This is a genomic window from Flavobacterium sp. LM4 (genome assembly GCF_002017935.1).
Taxonomy (GTDB): domain Bacteria; phylum Bacteroidota; class Bacteroidia; order Flavobacteriales; family Flavobacteriaceae; genus Flavobacterium; species Flavobacterium chungangense.
In genome coordinates this window covers 2,572,143-2,592,896 of record NZ_MUFW01000001.1, presented here as the reverse complement: position 1 = coordinate 2,592,896, position 20,754 = coordinate 2,572,143, and the positions used below count along the sequence as shown (strand labels likewise).

Here is a 20,754-nt window from a genome sequence, read left to right as displayed (position 1 = left end):
TTGTATCCTTTTTGAAAAGAAATAAATCTATGTTTCTATGTGTTTATTTTTCTTGAATTATAAGGCAATTTATGATTTACTGAAAATCTCTTTCAGCTTTGACTGAAGTTCAGCTTCTCTAAGGTTTTTAGCCACGATTTTTCCGTCAGGTCCAATCAGATAATTAGTTGGAACCAATTTTACCCCGTACAAAACAGCTGCTTCATTTTTCCAGCCTTTAAGATCTGAAACATGTGCCCAGGTTAAACCATCTTTTTCGATTGCTTTTTCCCAAAGTTTCTTTTTATCATCTAATGAAACTCCTAATACATCAAATCCTTTGTCGTGGTATGTTTTGTATGCCAAAACCACATTTGGATTTTCTTTTCGGCATGGACCGCACCAGCTTGCCCAAAAATCAACCAATACATATTTCCCTTTATAATCAGATAATTTTACCACTTTTCCGTTCACGTCGTTTTGAGAAAATTGTGGCGCTGCAACACCTACAGCCGTTTTATTATTCAATTCAATTCCTTCTTTTATTTTTTTACCAAAATAAGAGCCTTGTACCTCAGGAGTCAAAACTGCAAAATATTCATTTACCTGTTCCGGCGTTCCGTAAGTTACCAAACGGTCATCTAAAACTAATGCTCCCGCAACCTGATCTTTGTGTGATTTGATAAATTTAAAAGTCAGGTCATCTGCCTGAGTCTGCAAATCTTTCCATTTTTTATCCATCATGGCCTGCTGCTCAGCAGTAAGCTTTACTTTTCCGTTTTGACTTAAGGAATCTGATAATTTATAAATTGGTCCCGCAACATCCTGAATCTTTTTAAATTCGTTTTTATAATAAGAACCATAAATAGAATCCTGGGTTGCTCCGGACAATTTGGCCATATAAACTGAATCCTTATGCGCTGTAAATCCAATAGTTTCATTAGACAACACAAAAACTTTTCCGTATTCCTGACCTTTTAACTTAATGCTGTATCTCAAGTGCTCTTCCACTTTTCCTGTAAAACTAAATTTACCGTCAACAATTTTTGCAGAATCCTTAACTACGGTTTGATCACCATCCTGAAACTCTAAGTAAACTGTTCCGTCTTTTTGTCCCGGAATATTTCCGTTGATAGTAAATCCTTCCTCTTTTTTAGAACAGGAAGTAATTGTGGTTACCAGCGCCAACGCTAATAAAACTGATTTTGAAATTATACTTTTCATGTTGCTATTTTTTTATTTGTAAATGCTTTATGCTTATTTTTTCAACATATAGCATATTTGTGTTTATTTTTTTCTCGCAGATTTAGGAGATTCAGAAGATTTTTAGTCTTTCAATCCGCGGCTGATTTAAAAAAAAATTAAAAACCAGATTATGATTTGAAAAGTTCTTTTAATTTTTCTTCTAATGCCGCTCCTCTTAGATTATCACTAATAATAACACCTTTACTGTCTACTAAATAAGTTGCAGGAATCGCTTTTACATTAAATGCTTTGCTTACTTTGTCATCATCATACAAATTTGGCCATTGCATGTTTTCCTGACCTAAAGCTTTCAACCACGCTTTCTGGTCACTATCGATTGAAATGCTTAAAATTTCAAATCCTTTAGAAGCATATTCTGAATAGGCTGTTTTCAGGTTTGGAATTTCCTTTCTGCATGGCGCACACCAGGAAGCCCAGAAATCAATCAGAATATATTTTTTTCCTGCCACGATCTCTTTTACGCTTAATGGTTTTCCGTCTTTATCATTTAAGGCAAAATTTGAAACACTTGTCCCAATCAATGATTTCGGATTTACTTCTTTATCAACCAATTGTCCGTAATAACTTTTTTTAGCTGCTTCAGAAAATTGTTCAAATTCCGGTTTTTGATCCGGTGTAAAATAGCTGTACTGTATCATCATAAAAAAGGGGCCCCACCATGTATCTTTATGTTTTGAAATCAGATTTTTTGAACTGGATGCTACTTTATCAAAAAATGCTTTTTCTTTTGCTTCAAAACTTTTCCATTCCGGAGTGTTTCCAATAGAATCCATTGCCTTTTTATTTCCGGCAACCCTTGCTTTACCATATGCTTCCGAGACTTTTTCAGTGCCTTTGTGATACTCTTGGTAGTCTTTTTCTAATTCTTTTCTAAAAGCAGTTTCTTTTTTATAATAATCATGTGATTTGGATCCTGAAACTACTTCATTTTTAAAGTTAATTTTTTTGTCTTCTCCTTCTGAAACAGTTCCTTCAGCTGATAATTTTATTTTAGAATTTTCTACTAAAACCGGTATAAATCCTTTGTTGTTTCCAAATGCAACATAAAAAAAGCGAGGTTCTTTTAATTTTCCTGTCAATGTAAATTTGCCGTCTTTAATTTTTGATTCTGCAACTGCAGGTTCTGAAGAATGTGTTGCTCCCGGAATTAATTTTACTGCTGTTCCATCTTCAAGTCCCGTAATATTTCCTTCAATGGTATAAGAAGCTGCTGCCGGAGCTGCTGATTTTTTCTTTTGCGCAATGCCGGAAATTGTGAGAAGGCAGATGCACAATCCTGCTATTTTAAATTTAATTGTATTCATTTTTGATATTTTATAAGAAGCTCCCCTTTCGGAATACCTACTCAGGAAGCTTTGGGGCCTTTATTATTTTGCTACATTCTGCGTTATTGTTCCGTTACCCGGATTTTTTACAGCTCCTTGTGGGAAAGGCATTGTCCACATATGAGAAGTTGCTGATAACGTATAAGTTGTTCCACCAGCTACTTTTGAGAAACTTACCGGATAAACACCTTCGGCATTTAAACGACGTGCATCTGCAAAAGGAATCAGCGTGTTGGTAAGTTCATTATTTTTTGTTCTGTAAATAGCCTTTAAAGCAGTTGTTTTGTCTGTAGTCGAAATATCCTGATAAGAAGCAGGAAGAATACGTGTCTTACGAACAGTATTCAAAACCGCCAATGCATCACTGATTTGGTTGGCACGTGCCAGACATTCTGCTTTAATCAAATAGATTTCTACAGTTGTCATTCCGCCAAAATTAAAAGCACCGGATAAGGTTCTTCTAAAATAGGTTTCAGCACCAACAGTGTAGGTTTTCCAACGTGACAAGAAACGCGCGTCTCCGGCTTCAAAACGCTGTGCACGTTCTACAGGAATACTGTTTTCTGTTGTTAAACTAGAGTTAGCTCCATGACGATAGTTGTAATTCTCTACATAATTATATCCCATTGGAGATGTAAATGTGGTATAATTAGCAGGAGTTTCAATTAATGTTTTATTAGCATTGTAAAACGCAATCCAGTCATACAGTTTATTGTTTTCTGCCAATGCCAGATCTGCATATTTCAAAGCTTCTGTATAGTTGTTCATCTGAAGATATACCCTTGCATAAAAAGCATAACCTGTTCCCAGATTTGGATGTAAAACCGTCTGGGAAACTTTTGGCAGATAAAGCAAAGCTTCTTTAACATCATTCAGAATAAAATCATACAACTCCTGAATCGTTACCTGTTTACTTGGTGCATTAATATTAGCACTTGTAATTAACGGAACAGATAATTTTGTTGAAGCTGTTGAAGCAACATAAGTATCTGCATAAAAATTAACCAGATTAAAGTAGTTCATCGCGCGCAGTACTTTTGCTTCTGCCCACACTATTCTTTTTTGTTCTTCAGTAGCCTCTGTTGTAGAAAGAGCATTTTCAATAATTAAATTGAAAGTCGAAATTCCCTGATAGCTTGCATAATAAGTCGTTTCATCAGATACTTTCAATGCAATTCGGTCGGCATTTTGATCCCACATATAATTAGCATTGATTAATCTGTCACTTGATAAAGTAGCAAGCGTTGCATATTGGTCATTCATTAATTGTGAAGCTCCTGCTATATTTACTCTGTGATTGGTATATTCGTCACGAAGAAAAGCTTCATAGTCTACTAATGTTGTAGGTACTTTAGATCCTTTTGGAGCGTCATCCAGATAGTTTTCGCAAGATGCAAAAGTCAATCCTAAAGCTAAGAAGTACACTACACTTTTATATATATTTTTCATCATTTAGTCTTTATAAATTAGAAATTAACATTTACACCCATAACAAAACTTGGAGACTGGAAACCGCCTAACATGTATTTAGCATCTCTGCTTTTTGCCCATGTGTAAACATTTTCTGCATTCAGATTGAAACGTACATTTTGTAATTTTACTCTCTGAATAAGATCTTTTGGCAATTGATAACTCAATGAAATGTTGCTTAATCTTACATTTGAAGCATCCAAGATGTTGATGTCCGCATAGGAATAAATGGAACGGGAATCTGAATTAAAATCTGCTTCATACTCGTATACGGCTCTTGGAATATCTGTAAATGCTTCGTCACCCGGCTGCATCCAACGGTTTGCAATATTATTATTAACCATTGTAATGTCTGTTACATATCCGCCAGCTGCACCATTGTAATTATTGGTTAACATTGGCAGGAATGTATTTCTTACTTTATGCCCCAATTCATAAATGAAAAGTGCAGAAAGTGAGAAGTTTTTATAACTAGCAGACGTATGGAAAGATCCGCTGTGTGTAGGGACTGTTGAACCAAAATCCTTAATAGCATCAATTTGACCCGGATTATATTTTACTGCAGTTCCTGAAGCATCATAAACCTGAGGCACTCCTGTGTTGCTTAAGCCAGCCCATTTGTAACCATAAATAGAATTAAAACTGGTTCCAACTCTTGGGAAAGCCTGAGGATAATCTAATTGCAAGAAATAAACAGGAGCTTCAACTTTTACGTTATCGACATTATTTTTGTTATACGCATACAAAACAGTTGCATCCCATGAAAATGAAGGTGTTTTTACGATAGCCCCGCTTAAACTAACTTCGATACCTTTATTGGTCATTTCTCCATTATTTGTATTGTAAGTAGAATAACCCCATCCTTCTGTTGGAATCCCCTGGCTGCTTGCTAATAAATCCTCTCCTTTTTTGTTGTATAAATCTACAGTTCCGCTTAATCTGTTTTTGAATAGTGCAAAGTCCAAACCGATATTCGTAGTGGTTGTTTTTTCCCAGGATAATTCAGGATTTGGTCTCGAACTAACAGTTCCCTGATTTCCTCCAACATTTGAATTAGAATTGTAATACGCTGTTAAATAGGGTGCTGAATTTTTAGCAATATTTCCTCCAATACCATAAGAAGCACGAACTTTAAGCGCATCTACCCATGAAACTTTAAAAAATGATTCTTTATCAATATTCCATGCAACACCTGTTGACCAGGTTGGTTTGTTTTGATATTTATTGTCTGTTCCCCAAAGGTTCGAACGGTCCCAGCGTACACTTCCTGTTGCAGAATACTTTCCGTCATACGTATAACCTCCTGTTCCATATACCGAAACATAGCGGTTTATTAATTCTCTTTCTAAAGAAAAATCATTTTGTGTCATCGATCCGCCAAACACACTTCCGTACACTTTAAGCAAATCAGCCTGATTTACCGGAGCAAAGCCTAAAGTCTGATCATCATAGCCGTAACGGGTGTTATCTGTGTACTCTAGTTTTGTATGTCGAATTTCCATACCAGCAATAGCGGACACATCATGCTTTTCATTAAAAGTCTGATTGAAATTTAGCTGTTGACGGAAATTATAAGCGTTATTGTACTGATTTGCTTCTTTTATAATGTCTCCATAAGGCAGATTATAAACCGGTTTGTTATTTACAACAGTGACCATACCATTTACTTTGCTTCTAACATAGTATGATTCTTTTTCAAATAACTGACTTGTACGATCTGCACCATATTCGTACTGGAACATTACGTTGTAATTGAATGCATGACTGATCTTGGCGTTAAATTTAGCAAACGTTCTGTTTAAGAAATTTTTGCTTTTAATCAGGTTTCTTCCAAACTCATCCATTGGAGTAATGTCCATGTTGTAAAGGCCATAATTTTGTAAAGACTGAAGCGTAAAAGCATTATAACGGGATGCTGCAGTAGAAACAAAATTAGTTCCATCATTATTAACCAACTGATTGTATGGCTGATATTTGAAACCAGGACCCGAAGTAAAATTAGGGTTCGAAGCAAAATAACTCTGCGTATCTCCTTTGCCATAATTAAGGTAAGTTCCTAAATCCAACGACAACCAGCTGTTAATCTGAGTTGAGTTTTTCAAATTAATCCCAACCGATTGGTTTTCAGAATATTTATCTTCAAGCTCATTACTCTTGTAAGTCAAAGATGCATTAAAAGCATTGTTTTCAGTAGCTTTACCCAGACTAAGGTTGTGCTGCATAAAATACTGATCACGTTTTGCATATTTAGCAATATCATCAAAATATTTATAACCTTGCCCGGCTAGCGAGTTTAAACGGTTATTTGCTTCTGTCTGAGAAATATTACCAGCATAACCGTTTAAGATAGTCTGCATTCCTAAGCTTGTAAATACAGCATTATTTAATAAAGATTTTGCATAAGTACTGGCATTAGCACTTTGCAAATTAGGATTTCCTGCAGCCCATCCTCTTTCTAAACCAATAATATCGGCAGAATCAGTAAGGTTTCCCGTGTAGTTTTTATAAGGTGTAACCGTTAAATTACTCGAAAACGAAATATTTGTTTTTCCTGCTTTTGCTTTTTTAGTTGTAATTACTACAACTCCGTTAGCCGCACGTGCTCCGTAAATAGAGGAAGCTGCCGCATCTTTTAAAACAGTAATGGTTTCAATATCTTCTAAATTGAGGTTGGGCACATTTTCATCAAGAGAAGAATACGGGGTTAATTTTGTATTCTCAACAGGGAATCCGTCAATAACATATAGCGGAGATGTTGTTCCCGTCATAGTAGTCGTTCCACGAATTTTACCATCCTGATACCCTACAATGCGTCCCTCCAAAATGGAGTTTAAACTGCTTAACCGCTGTTCCTGAAAATCTTTTGCTTTTAAATTTGAATAAGCCCCTGTTGCTTTTTCTGCTGTAATATTTTGATATCCTGTAGTCAAAACTACTCCTTCTAATTCCAGAACATCTTCTTTTAAAACAACATTGATAATGCTTTTACCATCTACTTTAATTTCTTGCCTGATGTATCCTAAGTAAGCAAAAGCTAAAGTAGTTTCACTGCTTACTGCAATAATCTGATATTCTCCGTTAAAATCGGTTTGCACACCACGACCTGAACCATTATCCGAAATCGCCGCACCTACTAAAGGCATTCCTTTTGTATCGGTTACCCTTCCTTTTACTATAAAATCCTGAACCTCAGCTTTTGGTTTTTCAGCCGGTGCTTTTTTGGGTGTCAAAACAATATGGGATCCGCTCACTTTAAAATCGGTACCTGAATCTTTAAAAATGGTATTTAGTATCGTTTCAATAGAAGCATTGGTTAAATTAATATCTATTTTTCTATCTAAATCAACTGATCTTACATTGTATACAAATCTGTAATCACTGGTATATTCAAGCTTTTCAATTGCTTTTCCAACAGTCATATTACTGGCACTGAAAGAAAGTCTGGCCTTTTGAGAATAGGTCACACCCGCTTGCATAACAGACAAAGTGGTTAATAATAATAATGTCGTCAATTTCATCTTCAAATCAAATTTCAAAAAAGGCTTGTCGAACCTGATTTTGTTCAATAGTTTTTTCATACTTTTAAAATGTTTTTTTAATGTTGGTTGGTTAATTAACTGACCGCATTCCTATACCGGGAAATGTTGGCGCATTTTCCGGTTTTTTACAGCCGCTTCTCGAACTTTTGTTACATAGGCTTATTCCTTTTTATGGTTCTTAATTTCAAATTTGTTCTTGGATTTATATTTTGATATTTTAAACGCTATTTAATCGTAATTTTATCTCTGTCAATAGTATAATCTATTGCATAACTGTCGCTAAAATATTTCAGCACCACTTCAATAGTCTCATTATCAAAACGGGCGTTAAAAATTTCTTTCCCGAGCATTTTATTTCTGTTAATGAAAGTCACATTGTATCGCCGTTCCAGTTTTTTTATAATATCTGCAAATGAGGCATTTTTAAATACTAAACTTCCTTTTACCCAGTCTGTGTAATAATCCGGATTTACTTCTTCTGTTGTAATTACAGACTTCCCTTTTATACTCGATCCTTTAAAACCCGGTTTCAAATACACCTGATTTTCATTTGTTTTCTGACCTTTATAAAGCGAAACTTTTCCTTCAACCAGCACAATATCTGTACTTGTATTATCCATGTATGCATCTGCATTAAATCTGGTTCCCAAAACCTCAACACTTACTTCATGTGTATTTACCGTAAACGGATGCGCCTTGTCTTTGGCAACTTCAAAATAAGCTTCCCCTGTCAGATTCACTTTTCGCCCCTCGCTCTTTAAAAACTGTATCGGATACGTCAATTGAGTTCCGGCGTTCAAATACACAATGGTTCCATCTGACAACTGTATTTCAAATTTTTTACCATAAGGAATCTTAATTGTATTGTAAACTAACTTTCCTTCAGTATAGGCTTTGTTATACACCAGCCTGTTTTTTTCCTGTCTGCCAATAATGTTACCGTTTTTATCCGTTAGATTTCGAGTATCAGCCGTATCAATTTCCTCTTCTGAATTATTATCTAATTGTAAAACAATTTCATCCTGTCTCGGAATAACAACATTTTGTTTCTCTTTCGGGATATTCGAATTTTTATAAAAATAAAATCCGCCCAGAGCGACAACCAAAATCGCTGCATATTTGTAATAAGAAGAGAACCTTCTTTTATAAAAAACATTATTTTCTTTCTGAATTCTTTCTGATAACTGCCTTCTTATTTCAGCAGAATCGAATGTATTCATAGCGGTGTCAATGGCATAATTCGTTTTTACAAATTCCCTAAACTCAATTTGGTTTGCTTCATCCTTTAACCACTCCGTCAGTTGTTCAATTTCATCCTGACTGGCCTGATTTGTGATAAATTTTACCATTAATCGTTCTGACTTTTTTACTGTCATTTTATCTTTTTTTAATATTATTACGAAGCCAAAAAACAAAACCCTAACAATTTGATAAAGTTTTTTTGATTTTACTGATTTTTTTATTTTTCACAAGTCTTTTCTTTCAATAAATTCTATTAATTTGATAGAATTAAAAAACAAAATGATTTATCTTTGCATTTTTAGGCATTTTTATTTGTAATAAAATTCAAATAGAAAATCTGAATACAGGGCTTATTTTGGGAAATATCCGTTCTGATTAAGTCCTAAAATTTTAAATTTATATATTTGTTACTATGAAAACCGATGATTACAACGATAATAATATTCTGATTGAATCTCTTCGAAACGGAGATGAAAAGGCATACACTTATCTCATCGACTCCTACCATCATAAACTTTGTGTTTATGCCAATAGCCTTGTAAAAAATATTTACAGCGCCGAAGACATCGTTCAGAATGTCTTTATAAAAGTTTGGGAGCAAAGAGCGCGGTTAAAATCAGATCATGCCATCAAAAGCTTTCTTTACAAATTAGCTTATAATGAGTTTATCGATTTATACAGAAAAAACCAATCCTTGTTTTCTCTCGAAAAAACGTATCATGATGCCTTAAACTCAGTTGTTCTTGAGGATGATTCTGAATCTTTTCAACACATCTTAAAGGTAGTAAATAAAGAGATAGAAAGTTTACCTCCTAAATGCAGGGAAGTTTTTATTTTAAGTAAAAAAGAAGGTTTAACCAATATCGAAATTGCCGAACATCTTGATGTATCCATCAAAACTGTTGAGGCGCAGATTACCAAAGCATTTTCGATTTTGCGTTCTTCGCTTGAAGAAAAGATAAAAAGTGTTTTGTTTATGTTCTTCGGAAAAAAGAAAAAGCTGGGATTAAGCTAAATTGAATCTCTTTTATTCTGAAGTAATTACAGTTATTCCATTTCTTTTATTTACAAAGAAGTCTTTACATGATTTTCCTAAAGCTATTTTCCTAAAATAAATCTCATCCTGTTTTATAATTTCCTTCTTATCTTTAATCTCAGGAAATATTAAAAAATGAAAGTATGAGTACTCCAAATGCCATTAGAAAAGTTGCTATTGTTGGTTATAACCGAATTCCATTTGCAAGAGCTAATACGGCCTACGCCGAAGTTGGAAACCAGGAAATGATGACCGCAGCCTTAAACGGACTTATTGATAAATACGATTTAAAAGGTCAGCTATTAGGCGAAGTAGCTGGCGGTGCGGTTATCAAACATACGTATGACAACAATCTGATTCGGGAATGTGTCATGAAAACAACTCTCGATCCCGCTACTCCAGCCTGTGACTTACAGCAAGCCTGTGATACCGGAATAGAAAGTGCCATTTATATTGCCAATAAAATTGCTCTTGGGCAAATTGAATCCGGAATTGCCGGAGGTGTTGATTCAATCAGCGATATGCCGATTGCGGTGAGCGAAAAACTACGTAAAATTTTACTGAATGCCAGAAAAGCGAAATCATTAGGCGAAAAAATCAAATTATTTTTAAAACTCCGACCAAAAGATTTAACACCACTCGTTCCCCGAAATGAAGAGTCACAAACCGGACTTTCAATGGGCGGACATACAGAAATAACCGCAAAACATTATAAAATATCCAGAGAAGACCAGGATAATCTGGCTCTTAAAAGTCATTTGAATATGGCAAAAGCCTATGATGAAGGTTTTTTTGATGATATGATTACTCCGTTTAACGGACTTGAAAAAGACAATAACCTGAGAAAAGACGGTACTATTGAAAAATTAGCCAAATTAAATCCTGCCTTTGATAAAGTAAACGGAACATTAACAGCCGGAAACTCAACACCGCTTACAGATGGAGCCTCGTGTATTCTTTTAGCCAGTGAGGAATGGGCAAAAGAACGCGGACTTCCAGTTCTGGCTTATATTACTTTTGCAGAAGTTGCTGCGATTGAATATGTTAAAAATCAGCAAAACCTTTTATTAGCTCCATTATTTGCTGCCAGCAAAATGTTAGAAAAAGCCGGATTGACTTTACAGGATTTTGACTATTATGAAATTCACGAAGCTTTTGCAGCACAGGTTTTGGCAACTCTCAAAATTTGGGAAAGTCCGGAACTGAGTACAGCAATCGGTTTAAAAAAAGCATTGGGAACAATAGACCGGGAAAAGTTAAATGTAAAAGGAAGCAGTCTGGCAGCAGCGCATCCTTTTGCAGCAACCGGAGGCAGAATCATTGGTGTGATGGCAAAATTATTGAACGAAAAAGGATCCGGAAGAGGATTTATTTCAATTTGTGCCGCCGGCGGACAAGGAATTACCATGATTATTGAGAAATAACTTAAAAGCAAAATCCCGTCAGAACCGGGATTTTTTATGCAAATCTTAAAAAGAAAATTCTTCAACAGCTGCCAAAGCCTTTGGCAAAGCACTTTCAGCAAAATCAGGAATTGATGTTCCCTCTACACGAAAAGTAGTCACATCTGTCATGCCTAAAAAACCTAATATAGCACGTAAATAAGGATCTGCAAAATCATTACTTTTGTATGGTCCTTCAGAAAATACAGCCCCGGACGCAATAGATAAATATACTTTTTTATTCACTACCAATCCTTTTGGCGTGCCATCAGCATAACTAAAAGTCACTCCCGCTCTGGAAACCTGATCGACCCATCCTTTTAAAACCGCCGGAATTCCGAAGTTGTAAAATGATACCCCAATCACAATAATATCAGCGTCAAATAATTCTTTTACTGCATTATTTGAACTTATAATGGCTTCTTTTTGTTCATCAGTATGCATTTCTTCAGGCGTAAAAAATGCTCCAATCTGTGATGCATCCAGATAAGGCAAAGGTGTTTTTGAAAGATCAAGGGTCTGAACCTCAATCTCCGGATATACATTTCCCAGTTTTTCAATCACTGCATTCGATAATTTATTACTAAAGGAATTATCTCCTTTGATACTTGTAATTATATTCAGAATTCTTTTACTCATAATTTATTTGTTTTGTTTTACAATACAAACTTATTTACATTTACTATCTCTTTTATAGTACTATCCTCAGAGATAGCGCTTTCATTGAGTATAGTAACGTTATAAACATGAAAATGAAAAGCGAAAACACCACTATTACAAAAGAAACTGAGTGCTCAAAAAACAACTGTATGGGTGCTTTATTGCCTGTAAGAGATGCTTTGGAGGTTTTAAGCGGCAGATGGAAACTGCCTATTTTAATTGCTTTATCTGATCGCCCAAAACGGTTCAAGGAAATCTCAAAAGACCTCGATGGCATCACAGACAAAATGTTATCTAAAGAGCTCAAAAATCTGGAAATAAACAAACTGGTAATCAGAACTGTTTATGATACGTTTCCGCCAACCGTTGAATACAGAAGAACAGAACACAGCAAGTCTTTAGTAAATGTAATTCTGGCATTAAAAGACTGGGGAGATTTACATCGAAAAGAAATCATTGGTAAATAATTTTTCTGATTAAAAGTATGTTTAAAAAAGATAGATAGATTTTGTTTTCTTTTGTAAATAACATTTCTATATTTGCAACTTGGTTGCATTACAACAACTGAGATTTCCAAAATAAGAATGAATAAAAAGAAATTCGTCATAATTAATCTTTTACTGTCTTTAACGGTATTGTTCGCAATGCTTTTTCAGACGATTCACTCTTACGAGCATGTTTATGCGCAAATTCAGGAGAAACATTGTGATCATAAATACATCCCTGGACAAAAGCAAATCACTCACAGTCATAATATAGAGAATAATTGTTCTATATGTCATTTTGAATTTAGCACTTTTATTTCCAACGCATTTCCTACTTATACCTTTCATAAAACACACATTCCTACTGTACAGGAATTCACTTACAACCTAATAACTGCAGCGTTTTTCAAGGGCAGTCTTTTTGCTTTAAGAGCACCTCCTGCTCTGGCTTAGTTTACTATATTACTTTAAAAAGAATCATTCACTTGCTTTTAACAGAAAGTGAAGAACACTCCTATTCGTACGTCTTTTTCTAAAGGAAACTTTTCCGCTGAAATTATATTACGTCTTTTTTTAAAATTTCACATAGTAAACTCCTTCCTTATTCCGACAATACGATTTTGGTTCAAAAGCACCTTGGTGTTTTTGTGAATCAAATCATTCCATATTCATAATTCCAAACAAATATAAAAGATGCTTACCGCAGAAAACCTGACTAAAAAATACGGCGATCAAATTGCTTTGAATTCCTTGAATTTAACCATTAAAGAGGGAGAAATTTTTGCGCTGTTGGGACAAAATGGTGCCGGAAAAACGACTACCATAAATTTGTTTCTGGGTTTTATAAAACCAACCCATGGCGAAATTAAAATCAACAATATTTCGGTTGTTACCGATGCAGATAAGACCAAAAAAGATGTGGCATACATTCCTGAAACGGTAATGTTATATCCAAATCTTACCGGACTGGAAAACCTGAAATTCTTTTCCTCCCTTGCCGGATTTAAATATTCAACCGGAGAACTGACTTATTTTTTAACCAAAGCAGGTCTGCAAATTACAGCTCATGATCAAAATCTGGGGGGCTACTCAAAAGGAATGCGCCAAAAAGTAGGGATTGCAATTGCTATTGCCAAAAGAGCAAAAGTGCTATTATTAGACGAACCTACGAGCGGTTTAGACCCGAAAGCTTCCAACGAATTCTCTCAAATCTTAAAAGAACTTTCAGCAGACGGAACAGCAATTTTAATGGCTACACACGACATTTTCAGAGCCAGGGAAGTCGCAACACACATCGGAATCATGAAACAGGGCAATCTGGTTACGATTATCGAAGCCGAAAAAATATCAGCAAACGAATTGGAAGATTTGTATTTACAAACTGTTTAAAAAGGAAAAATTTCCATCTACATAAAAAATGAAACATCTATTTATAGTACTGTTTTTTGTCTTTAGTTCTGCTTGTTTAAAAGCGCAGACGAATACAAAAAGTAACGACAGTATCGCTAAGGATTCCATTAAAACGGAAGCCAAATTAAACGAACTCCAAGCCGTAGAAATCATAGGCCGTTCTACCCGAAAATACAACAGCGATTATTCTTTTGGAGCAACAAAAACAGCTACGCTTAACAAAGACATTCCACAATCAATTTCTACGGTTACCAAAGAATTAATTGCAGACAAAGCCGCAATTTATCTCGCCGATGCTGTAAAAATGACAAGCGGTGTGATTCCGGCGAGTTATTACAATCAATACACCATCAGAGGGATCAGCCAGAACGAAGAGGGACAAATCATCAACGGAATGCGTACCCGCCAATATTATTTCCTGCAGCCGCTTACCAGTAATATTGAGCGTGTGGAAGTAATTAAAGGACCGTCGAGCGCTACTTTTTCTTCTGTAGATCCAGGAGGAAGCATCAATCTGGTGACCAAAAAACCATTAGCCACTGACCGAAAAGAAATAAGCCTGAGTGCCGGAAGTTTTAGCACTTTTAGAGGAACTCTTGATTTTACCGGCCCATTAAATGAATCAAAAACACTATTATATCGTGTAAATGCAGCGTATCAGGAAGCAAAATCGTTTCGTGATTTAGTGGGCAATAAATCGTATTTGCTCTCTCCTTCCTTCAGTTATATTCCGAATGAAAAAACAGCTATCAATACAGAGTTAATCTTAAGCGACATGACCGGAATTCTGGATCGCGGGCAGCCTATTTTTGGAGCCGTTGCCGGAGTTACAAGTCTGAATAAAACACCAATAAGCCTGAATTTAGGTGCGCCAAGTGATTTTTTTAAATCGAAAGAAATGATTTTCACTACGAATTTCTCTCATAAATTCACTTCAAAAATTGGTTTTAATGCCGCATACATGAAACAATCCTGGAGAGAAGATTTACAGGAACACCGAACCACAAACGGATTTGCAGTAGACATGAACAATCAGCCGGTAACAAGTCTTGCGATGATGCAGTTTGTACAGCGCCAGCAATACTGGAATGTGGACAACTTAACAGCCTTTTTAAATTTCGATTTCAAAACCGGAAAACTAAATCATAAACTACTAACGGGTTACGATTTAAGCAGCTGGAACAAAACAAAAGGCGGCGGACAAAACGCAGCCAGAGGCTATCTACTTAAGGACGGAACTGTTGCAAGCGCTTTTGTACCCGCAAATGCATCTAATTATCAAACTATTACAATTGACGGTGTTACTTTACCAAAACCAAATGTAAATTATTTCAATTTAAATAATCCGACTTATACCGTAAGAAGTCCTGATGATTATACTTTGAATATACGAACAGCATTACCATCGGCTTTAACCACTACGAATGCTATTTATATTCAGGATCAGATTCAGTGGGACAAGTTTACGTTTCTTTTAGGATTACGAAACGAATGGTTTGAAGACATCACCAATTACGAGACGAATAACGAATTAACCGTTAAGAAATCGGCTTTACTGCCTCGTGTAGGAATTACGTATGCCATCAATACCGCTATCAATGTTTATACGACTTATCTCGAAGGGTATCAGCCCCAATCGAACACCGTTACGTTGATGCCGCAAACCGGAAGTTTACCTGCCGGAAGTTTGTTTGATCCTCTCGAAAGCAATTTGAAAGAAGTGGGTTTAAAAGCTACTTTTTTAAACAATTCAATGAGTTTTAACGCCGCTGTTTACGAAATAAACCAGCGCAATATCCTGATGAATGCCAACGACCCTGTTAATCCTGATTTATTGGTTACCAGAGGTTCTGAGCGCAGCCGTGGTTTCGAATGTGATTTGGCAGGCTACATTACACCAGACTGGCAAATCAATGCTTCGTACAGTTATATTGATGCCAAAATTACCAATGACCGCAATGCTTCCTTAATTGGCGCCAGAAAACAAAATACGCCAAAAAACAGCGCCAACTTATGGACCCGTTATAATTTCAAATCCGATTCTGCTTTGGATAATTTCGGAATTGGTTTCGGAATGCAATATCAAAGCAGCAAAATTCCGTGGTTTACAAGAGATTTTACACTTCCTGATTTTACCATTTTTGATGCTGCTATATACTACAAACCTGAAAGAAGTAATATTCAGGTTGCTGTAAACGCAGGGAACATTTTTAACAGAACTTACTGGTTAGGCGCTCAGAACTATTTGAGGTTATTTCCCGGAGCTCCTAGAAATGCAACGCTTACCGTAACTTATAAATTTTAATCTGCAGTTATGTCCTTACACGTAGAAAATTTAATAGCCCAACATTTCAGAAAATCTGTTTTTAAAAATCAGGCAGTTTACATCATTACCCTTTTTATTGGTGTTTTATTGCTGTACGCTGCGTTTTCGGGTTGGGAGAATTACACGAATCAAAATGAAACCAGCGAAAAATACCAACACGAATCCAGGGAAGACTGGTTGAAAAATCCGGATAAAAACCCACACCGAATGGCACATTACGGAAACTTTGCTTTTCGTAAAAACACTTCGTTAAGCGTTTTTGAATTTGGAATGGAACCTTTTTTCGGAAATGCCATTTATCTGGAAGCTCACAAACAAAATACAGCTAATTTTTCTGAAGCCGGATTTTCAAACAGCATGCTTCGTTTTGGAGAAATCAGCATTGCCATGGTTTTACAAATTTTGCTGCCGTTGTTGATTTTTTTCCTCGGATTTAATTCGGTCGCAGCCGAAAGAGAAAACGGAACATTAAAATTACTTTTGAGTCAGGGTATCAGCTGGAAACAGCTTTTACTGGGAAAAACACTCGGCATTGCATCTGTCATTATGATGCTTTTTATCCCTACGATTATTATTTTGGTTTTCGTTTGGCTATTGCTTCAGAACTTTGCCGTTTCATTTGACGAGACTGTTAAAATGCTCTTGTTTATTGGTTTTCATTTTCTATATCTGTTATTTTTTTGCGCCATTGCCGTTTTGATTTCTGCTTCAAGCAAAACTTCAAAAAAAGCGTTGATTTCGTTAATTGGGATTTGGTTGGTTTTCACAATTATTTTACCGAGAACAACGCAGGCAATTGGTGCTTATATTTACGAAGCGCCTTCTAAAATTAAGTTCAACAGTGATATTGAAAAAGACATTTTAAAACAGGGAGACAGCCATAATCCGAACGACCCACATTATAAAGCGATCAAAGATTCTTTGCTTAGGGTCTACAAAGTCGATTCAGTTCAAAAACTACCCTTTAATTATTCCGGTTTCATTATGACCGAAGGCGAAAGAATAAGTTCGAATATTTACAATAAACATCTTGAAGATTTATTGGAGATTTATAAAAAGCAAAACAGCTTTTCAAAAACAGTTTCGTTTATAAATCCCTACATCGCCATGAAAAATGTATCGATGGGATTGTCGAATACCGATTATGATTCGTACATCGATTTTCAGAAACAGGCTGAAACGTATCGTTACGATATGGCACAAAAAATGAATGCTTTACAAATTAAATACATCAGCAATGATAAAAGTAAACCAGCTTCAATTAATAAAGAACACTGGGCTGACGTACCCGAATTTCATTACGAACCAAAAGGAATTTGGGAGGTTTTGAGAAGCGAAATCATTTCAATTATCTCCATTATTCTCTGGATCAGCCTGCTGTTTCTTTTTATAAAAATAGCCGCTAAAAACCTAAAAGCCATTTAATATGTTAGTATTAGTATTTAAAAATTTCATACGCTCAAAAGGAACCAAAATTGGATTGCTTTTTTTGCTGGGTATCGGGTTCATAAGTCTTTTGATTGGAAATCAGTTTCAGGAAAAACAAGACCGGAATATCAAAGAAGCAGCGGCTTATCAAAAAGAACACATTGCGAGAAATGCTGCATATCATTCAGACGAAATGGGACTGCTGCTCTATTACATCAAATTCTCTCTGGTCAATAAAACGTTCCCGATCAATAGTCTGGCAATTGGACAGAGGGATGTAAATCCGTCGATACAAAGTGTTACGATTCGGGGTCTGGAAGGTCAGAAATACGATTCAGAATTAAACAACCCGAACAATTTGATGTTAGGAAATATCGATTTTAGTTTTGTACTGATTTATCTTTTTCCGCTCCTTATTATTGCTTTTACGTATAATGTAGTTTCCGAAGAAAAAGAATCCGGAACCTGGAAAATCGTGGCAACACAAAGCGATAATACATTTTTGTACATTCTGAAATTGTTTTACATCCGAATTTTAAGTTTCATGGCATTATTAACGTTTACCCTTTTTATTGCAGTTTTCTTATTGAATATTCCCTTAGACAGTTCACTTTTTACTTTTTACACAATCAGTATTTTATACATCTTTTTTTGGTTTGCCGTTTGTTTTTTTATCGTTTCCCTGCAAAAGAATTCCAATTTCAACGCCGTGATTTTATTAACGATCTGGCTGTTTCTGATTATTATTCTTCCGGCAACAATTAATACTTATATCGTGAATAAATACCCTGTCCCGGAAGCTTTGGAGCTGACGCTGAAACAGCGAAATGCGTACCACGAAAAATGGGACATGGATAAAACAGCGACAATGAATAAATTCTACCAGCATTATCCGCAATTCAAAAATTATACTTTGCCCGATGAAGAATTCAGCTGGCTCTGGTATTATGCCATGCAGCAAATGGGCGACGACGAATCGTCAGTTCAATCAAAAGAACTGGAAACAAAACTGAAGCAACGAAACCAAGCCAGTCAAAACATTGCACAATTTATTCCGACACTGCACACTCAGATTCAGTTAAACGAAATTGCCAAATCTGACTTAGGAAACCAGCTTTTATTTATGGAAAAAACAAACCAGTTTCATGAAAAACTGCGCTTGTATTTCTACCCGAAAATCTTTGACAATGCCGATGTTAAAAAAGAAAACTGGTCGAAATTTAAGGTTGAAACTTTTGAAGATACTTCCAAAACCAATTTTGCAAAAGCCCTTTTACCACTGGTATTGTTCAATTTGCTGTTGATTAGTTTAGGCTGGATGAATTTCAGGAAAAACCATCAGGGAATTTAAAGATTAATGTTAATTTAGAGGGAATTTTGAAGGTATTTATAGTACTTTCAAAATCCCTTCTAAATCAAAAAAATGAAAAAAATACTTTTAATACTGCTAATTATAATTGCTTTTTACGCCTTAAAACAATTGGTCTACAAACCGTATGCATGGAAAAAAGCAATCAATACGCCGGAACACAAATTGCAGTTGGGAAGTTTTATCTTTAGCAAACAAAGAGGCCATAACGGCAGCCAAAGTTTTGAAAACAAATATTTTATTTTTAAGGTAACTGAAATAAATGGTGATTATGTGAGACTTTCTGTTATTAGGCAACTATCACAACCGGATAAACTTTTGCAGTCTGATTTTTCGACTACTAAAGATTCTTATAACTATTTAAAACAAAACTGGATGTGCTAACTTAGCGTGGAGTTCTAGTTAAGGACAAAATCTTAACTTTAGACCATGAAAGAAAATCGTAAAAATTACGACCGCATTTTCAAAGAGAAAGCAGTCCAATTAAGTTATGAAAGAGATAATATCTCTCTACTTGCCAAGGAACTTGGTATTACAGCTGCTTTGCTTTATAAATGGCGCCAAGATTATCAAGAATTTGGAACGGGAAGTTTTCCTGGAAAAGGCAATTTAAAACTAAGTCCCGAACAAGAAAAAATTCATGAACTTGAAAAAAAATTAAAAGAAGCAGAATTAGAACGTGATATCTTAAAAAAGGCAATAAGCATCTTTTCCAAGGGAGGTCGATGATTTATCTTTTCATAAAAGACCATGAAAAAATATATTCGATTGAAAAGATGTGCAAAGTTTTAGCAGTAAGCAACAGCAGTTACTATAAATGGAAAAAACAGATTGTTTCACAAAGGCAAAAACGAGTGATTTTAATAAAAGAAGCAATAACTTCAATATATTTTAATACCAAACAGCGATATGGAAGTCCAAGAATTACTTTAGAACTTCAAAATATAGGATATCAAATATCTAGAATAACAGTCGCTAAATACATGAAGCAATTAGGTTTGTACAGTAAATTGAGTAAAAAATTTAAAGTAACAACCAATTCAAAACATAATCATTTTGTTGTTCCAAATATCTTAAAAAGAGAATTTACGGTGAAGGAACCATCTAAAGCTTGGGTTTCAGATATAACATATATTCAAACAAAGGACGGATTTTTGTATCTCACAATTATTTTGGATTTGTTCGACAGAAAAATAATTGGCTGGAGTCTAAGCAATGGTTTGAGTACTAAACAAACTACATTAACAGCTTGGAAAATGGCACTTAAAAATCGAAAAATTACAAATGAATTAATATTCCACTCCGACAGAGGAATTCAATATGCTAATAAAAGCTTTACTAATATGCTTGACTCTTTTAAAACTGTCACTAGAAGTATGAGCCGTAAAGGAGATTGCTGGGATAATGCTGTTGCAGAAAGTTTTTTCAAATCACTAAAAACAGAATTAATTTATGGGAATAAACTAATTACTAAAGAACAAATGGAACTTGAAATTTTTGAATACATCGAAATTTGGTACAATAAAAAAAGAAGGCACTCTGCTTTGAACTATAAAACTATTGAAGAATTTAATAAATTAACTAATTACAAAAATGTAGCTTAACTTTTTCTCTACTTTTTGTTTGCATATCCAGTTTTAGAAAAGCGCAGGAATTAGACTGGTTAGAAAAGGGTGATATTTGGAAAATTGGTACTACCAAGAACTTTAATCCTTTTAAGAGATATTCCCAAAAATATTTAAAAAATATTGGTGAACATGGGGTTGAGTACTTCCCT

The 20,754-nt window shown here is 35.1% G+C and carries 16 protein-coding genes; 10 read left to right on the top strand and 6 right to left on the bottom strand.

What is annotated here, in order from left to right:
• Positions 1 to 69: 69 nt before the first annotated feature.
• From BXU10_RS11620 to BXU10_RS11600, 5 genes are all read right to left on the bottom strand, one after another.
• Positions 70 to 1,203, bottom strand: a complete 1,134-nt coding sequence (locus tag BXU10_RS11620; RefSeq protein ID WP_078227467.1) for a TlpA disulfide reductase family protein — start codon at positions 1,201 to 1,203, stop codon at positions 70 to 72.
• Positions 1,204 to 1,352: 149 nt separating this feature from the next.
• The gene (locus tag BXU10_RS11615; protein WP_078227466.1) at positions 1,353 to 2,549 is read right to left on the bottom strand and encodes a TlpA disulfide reductase family protein; all 1,197 of its coding nucleotides are present in this window, start codon (positions 2,547 to 2,549) and stop codon (positions 1,353 to 1,355) included.
• Positions 2,550 to 2,612: 63 nt separating this feature from the next.
• The gene (locus BXU10_RS11610) at positions 2,613 to 4,022 is read right to left on the bottom strand and encodes a RagB/SusD family nutrient uptake outer membrane protein (protein WP_223255425.1); all 1,410 of its coding nucleotides are present in this window, start codon (positions 4,020 to 4,022) and stop codon (positions 2,613 to 2,615) included.
• 14 nt (positions 4,023 to 4,036) lie between these two features.
• Positions 4,037 to 7,618, bottom strand: a complete 3,582-nt coding sequence (locus BXU10_RS11605; RefSeq protein ID WP_078227464.1) for a SusC/RagA family TonB-linked outer membrane protein — start codon at positions 7,616 to 7,618, stop codon at positions 4,037 to 4,039.
• Positions 7,619 to 7,803: 185 nt separating this feature from the next.
• The gene (locus BXU10_RS11600; RefSeq protein WP_078227463.1) at positions 7,804 to 8,955 is read right to left on the bottom strand and encodes a FecR family protein; all 1,152 of its coding nucleotides are present in this window, start codon (positions 8,953 to 8,955) and stop codon (positions 7,804 to 7,806) included.
• A 278-nt stretch (positions 8,956 to 9,233) separates the two neighbouring features.
• On the opposite strand from BXU10_RS11600, the gene BXU10_RS11595 reads away from it, so the two are divergent.
• On the top strand, positions 9,234 to 9,836 hold the full coding sequence (locus tag BXU10_RS11595; protein ID WP_078227462.1) for an RNA polymerase sigma factor: 603 nt from the start codon (positions 9,234 to 9,236) through the stop codon (positions 9,834 to 9,836).
• 164 nt (positions 9,837 to 10,000) lie between these two features.
• The gene (locus BXU10_RS11590; protein WP_078227461.1) at positions 10,001 to 11,281 is read left to right on the top strand and encodes an acetyl-CoA C-acetyltransferase; all 1,281 of its coding nucleotides are present in this window, start codon (positions 10,001 to 10,003) and stop codon (positions 11,279 to 11,281) included.
• A 45-nt stretch (positions 11,282 to 11,326) separates the two neighbouring features.
• On the opposite strand, the gene BXU10_RS11585 is transcribed toward BXU10_RS11590, so the two are convergent.
• A complete protein-coding gene (locus BXU10_RS11585) occupies positions 11,327 to 11,938 on the bottom strand; it encodes an FMN-dependent NADH-azoreductase (protein ID WP_078227460.1) in 612 nt (203 codons plus the stop codon).
• A gap of 113 nt (positions 11,939 to 12,051) precedes the next feature.
• On the opposite strand from BXU10_RS11585, the gene BXU10_RS11580 reads away from it, so the two are divergent.
• The 8 genes from BXU10_RS11580 to BXU10_RS11540 all read left to right on the top strand — a co-directional run bounded on the left by BXU10_RS11580 (position 12,052) and on the right by BXU10_RS11540 (position 20,581).
• A complete protein-coding gene (locus tag BXU10_RS11580; RefSeq protein WP_223255424.1) occupies positions 12,052 to 12,426 on the top strand; it encodes a helix-turn-helix domain-containing protein in 375 nt (124 codons plus the stop codon).
• A 117-nt stretch (positions 12,427 to 12,543) separates the two neighbouring features.
• A complete protein-coding gene (locus BXU10_RS11575; protein WP_189328082.1) occupies positions 12,544 to 12,897 on the top strand; it encodes a hypothetical protein in 354 nt (117 codons plus the stop codon).
• 240 nt (positions 12,898 to 13,137) lie between these two features.
• Positions 13,138 to 13,833, top strand: a complete 696-nt coding sequence (locus tag BXU10_RS11570) for an ABC transporter ATP-binding protein (RefSeq protein WP_078227459.1) — start codon at positions 13,138 to 13,140, stop codon at positions 13,831 to 13,833.
• Between the two features lie 28 nt (positions 13,834 to 13,861).
• Positions 13,862 to 16,159 carry a TonB-dependent siderophore receptor gene (locus BXU10_RS11565; RefSeq protein ID WP_078227458.1) on the top strand — a complete coding sequence of 766 codons (2,298 nt, stop codon included), beginning with the start codon at positions 13,862 to 13,864 and terminating at the stop codon, positions 16,157 to 16,159.
• A 9-nt stretch (positions 16,160 to 16,168) separates the two neighbouring features.
• A complete protein-coding gene (locus BXU10_RS11560; protein ID WP_078227457.1) occupies positions 16,169 to 17,605 on the top strand; it encodes a DUF3526 domain-containing protein in 1,437 nt (478 codons plus the stop codon).
• Between the two features lies 1 nt (position 17,606).
• The gene (locus tag BXU10_RS11555; RefSeq protein ID WP_078227456.1) at positions 17,607 to 18,959 is read left to right on the top strand and encodes a DUF3526 domain-containing protein; all 1,353 of its coding nucleotides are present in this window, start codon (positions 17,607 to 17,609) and stop codon (positions 18,957 to 18,959) included.
• Positions 18,960 to 19,031: 72 nt separating this feature from the next.
• Positions 19,032 to 19,361, top strand: coding sequence for a hypothetical protein (locus tag BXU10_RS11550; protein WP_078227455.1), 330 nt, complete (start codon positions 19,032 to 19,034; stop codon positions 19,359 to 19,361).
• Between the two features lie 45 nt (positions 19,362 to 19,406).
• Positions 19,407 to 20,581, top strand: a protein-coding gene (locus tag BXU10_RS11540) for an IS3 family transposase (protein ID WP_223255423.1) whose coding sequence is annotated in 2 segments (ribosomal slippage) — positions 19,407 to 19,662 and positions 19,662 to 20,581 — 1,176 coding nt in all. Because the reading frame shifts where the segments join, the coding sequence is not laid out codon by codon here.
• Positions 20,582 to 20,754 lie beyond the last annotated feature (173 nt).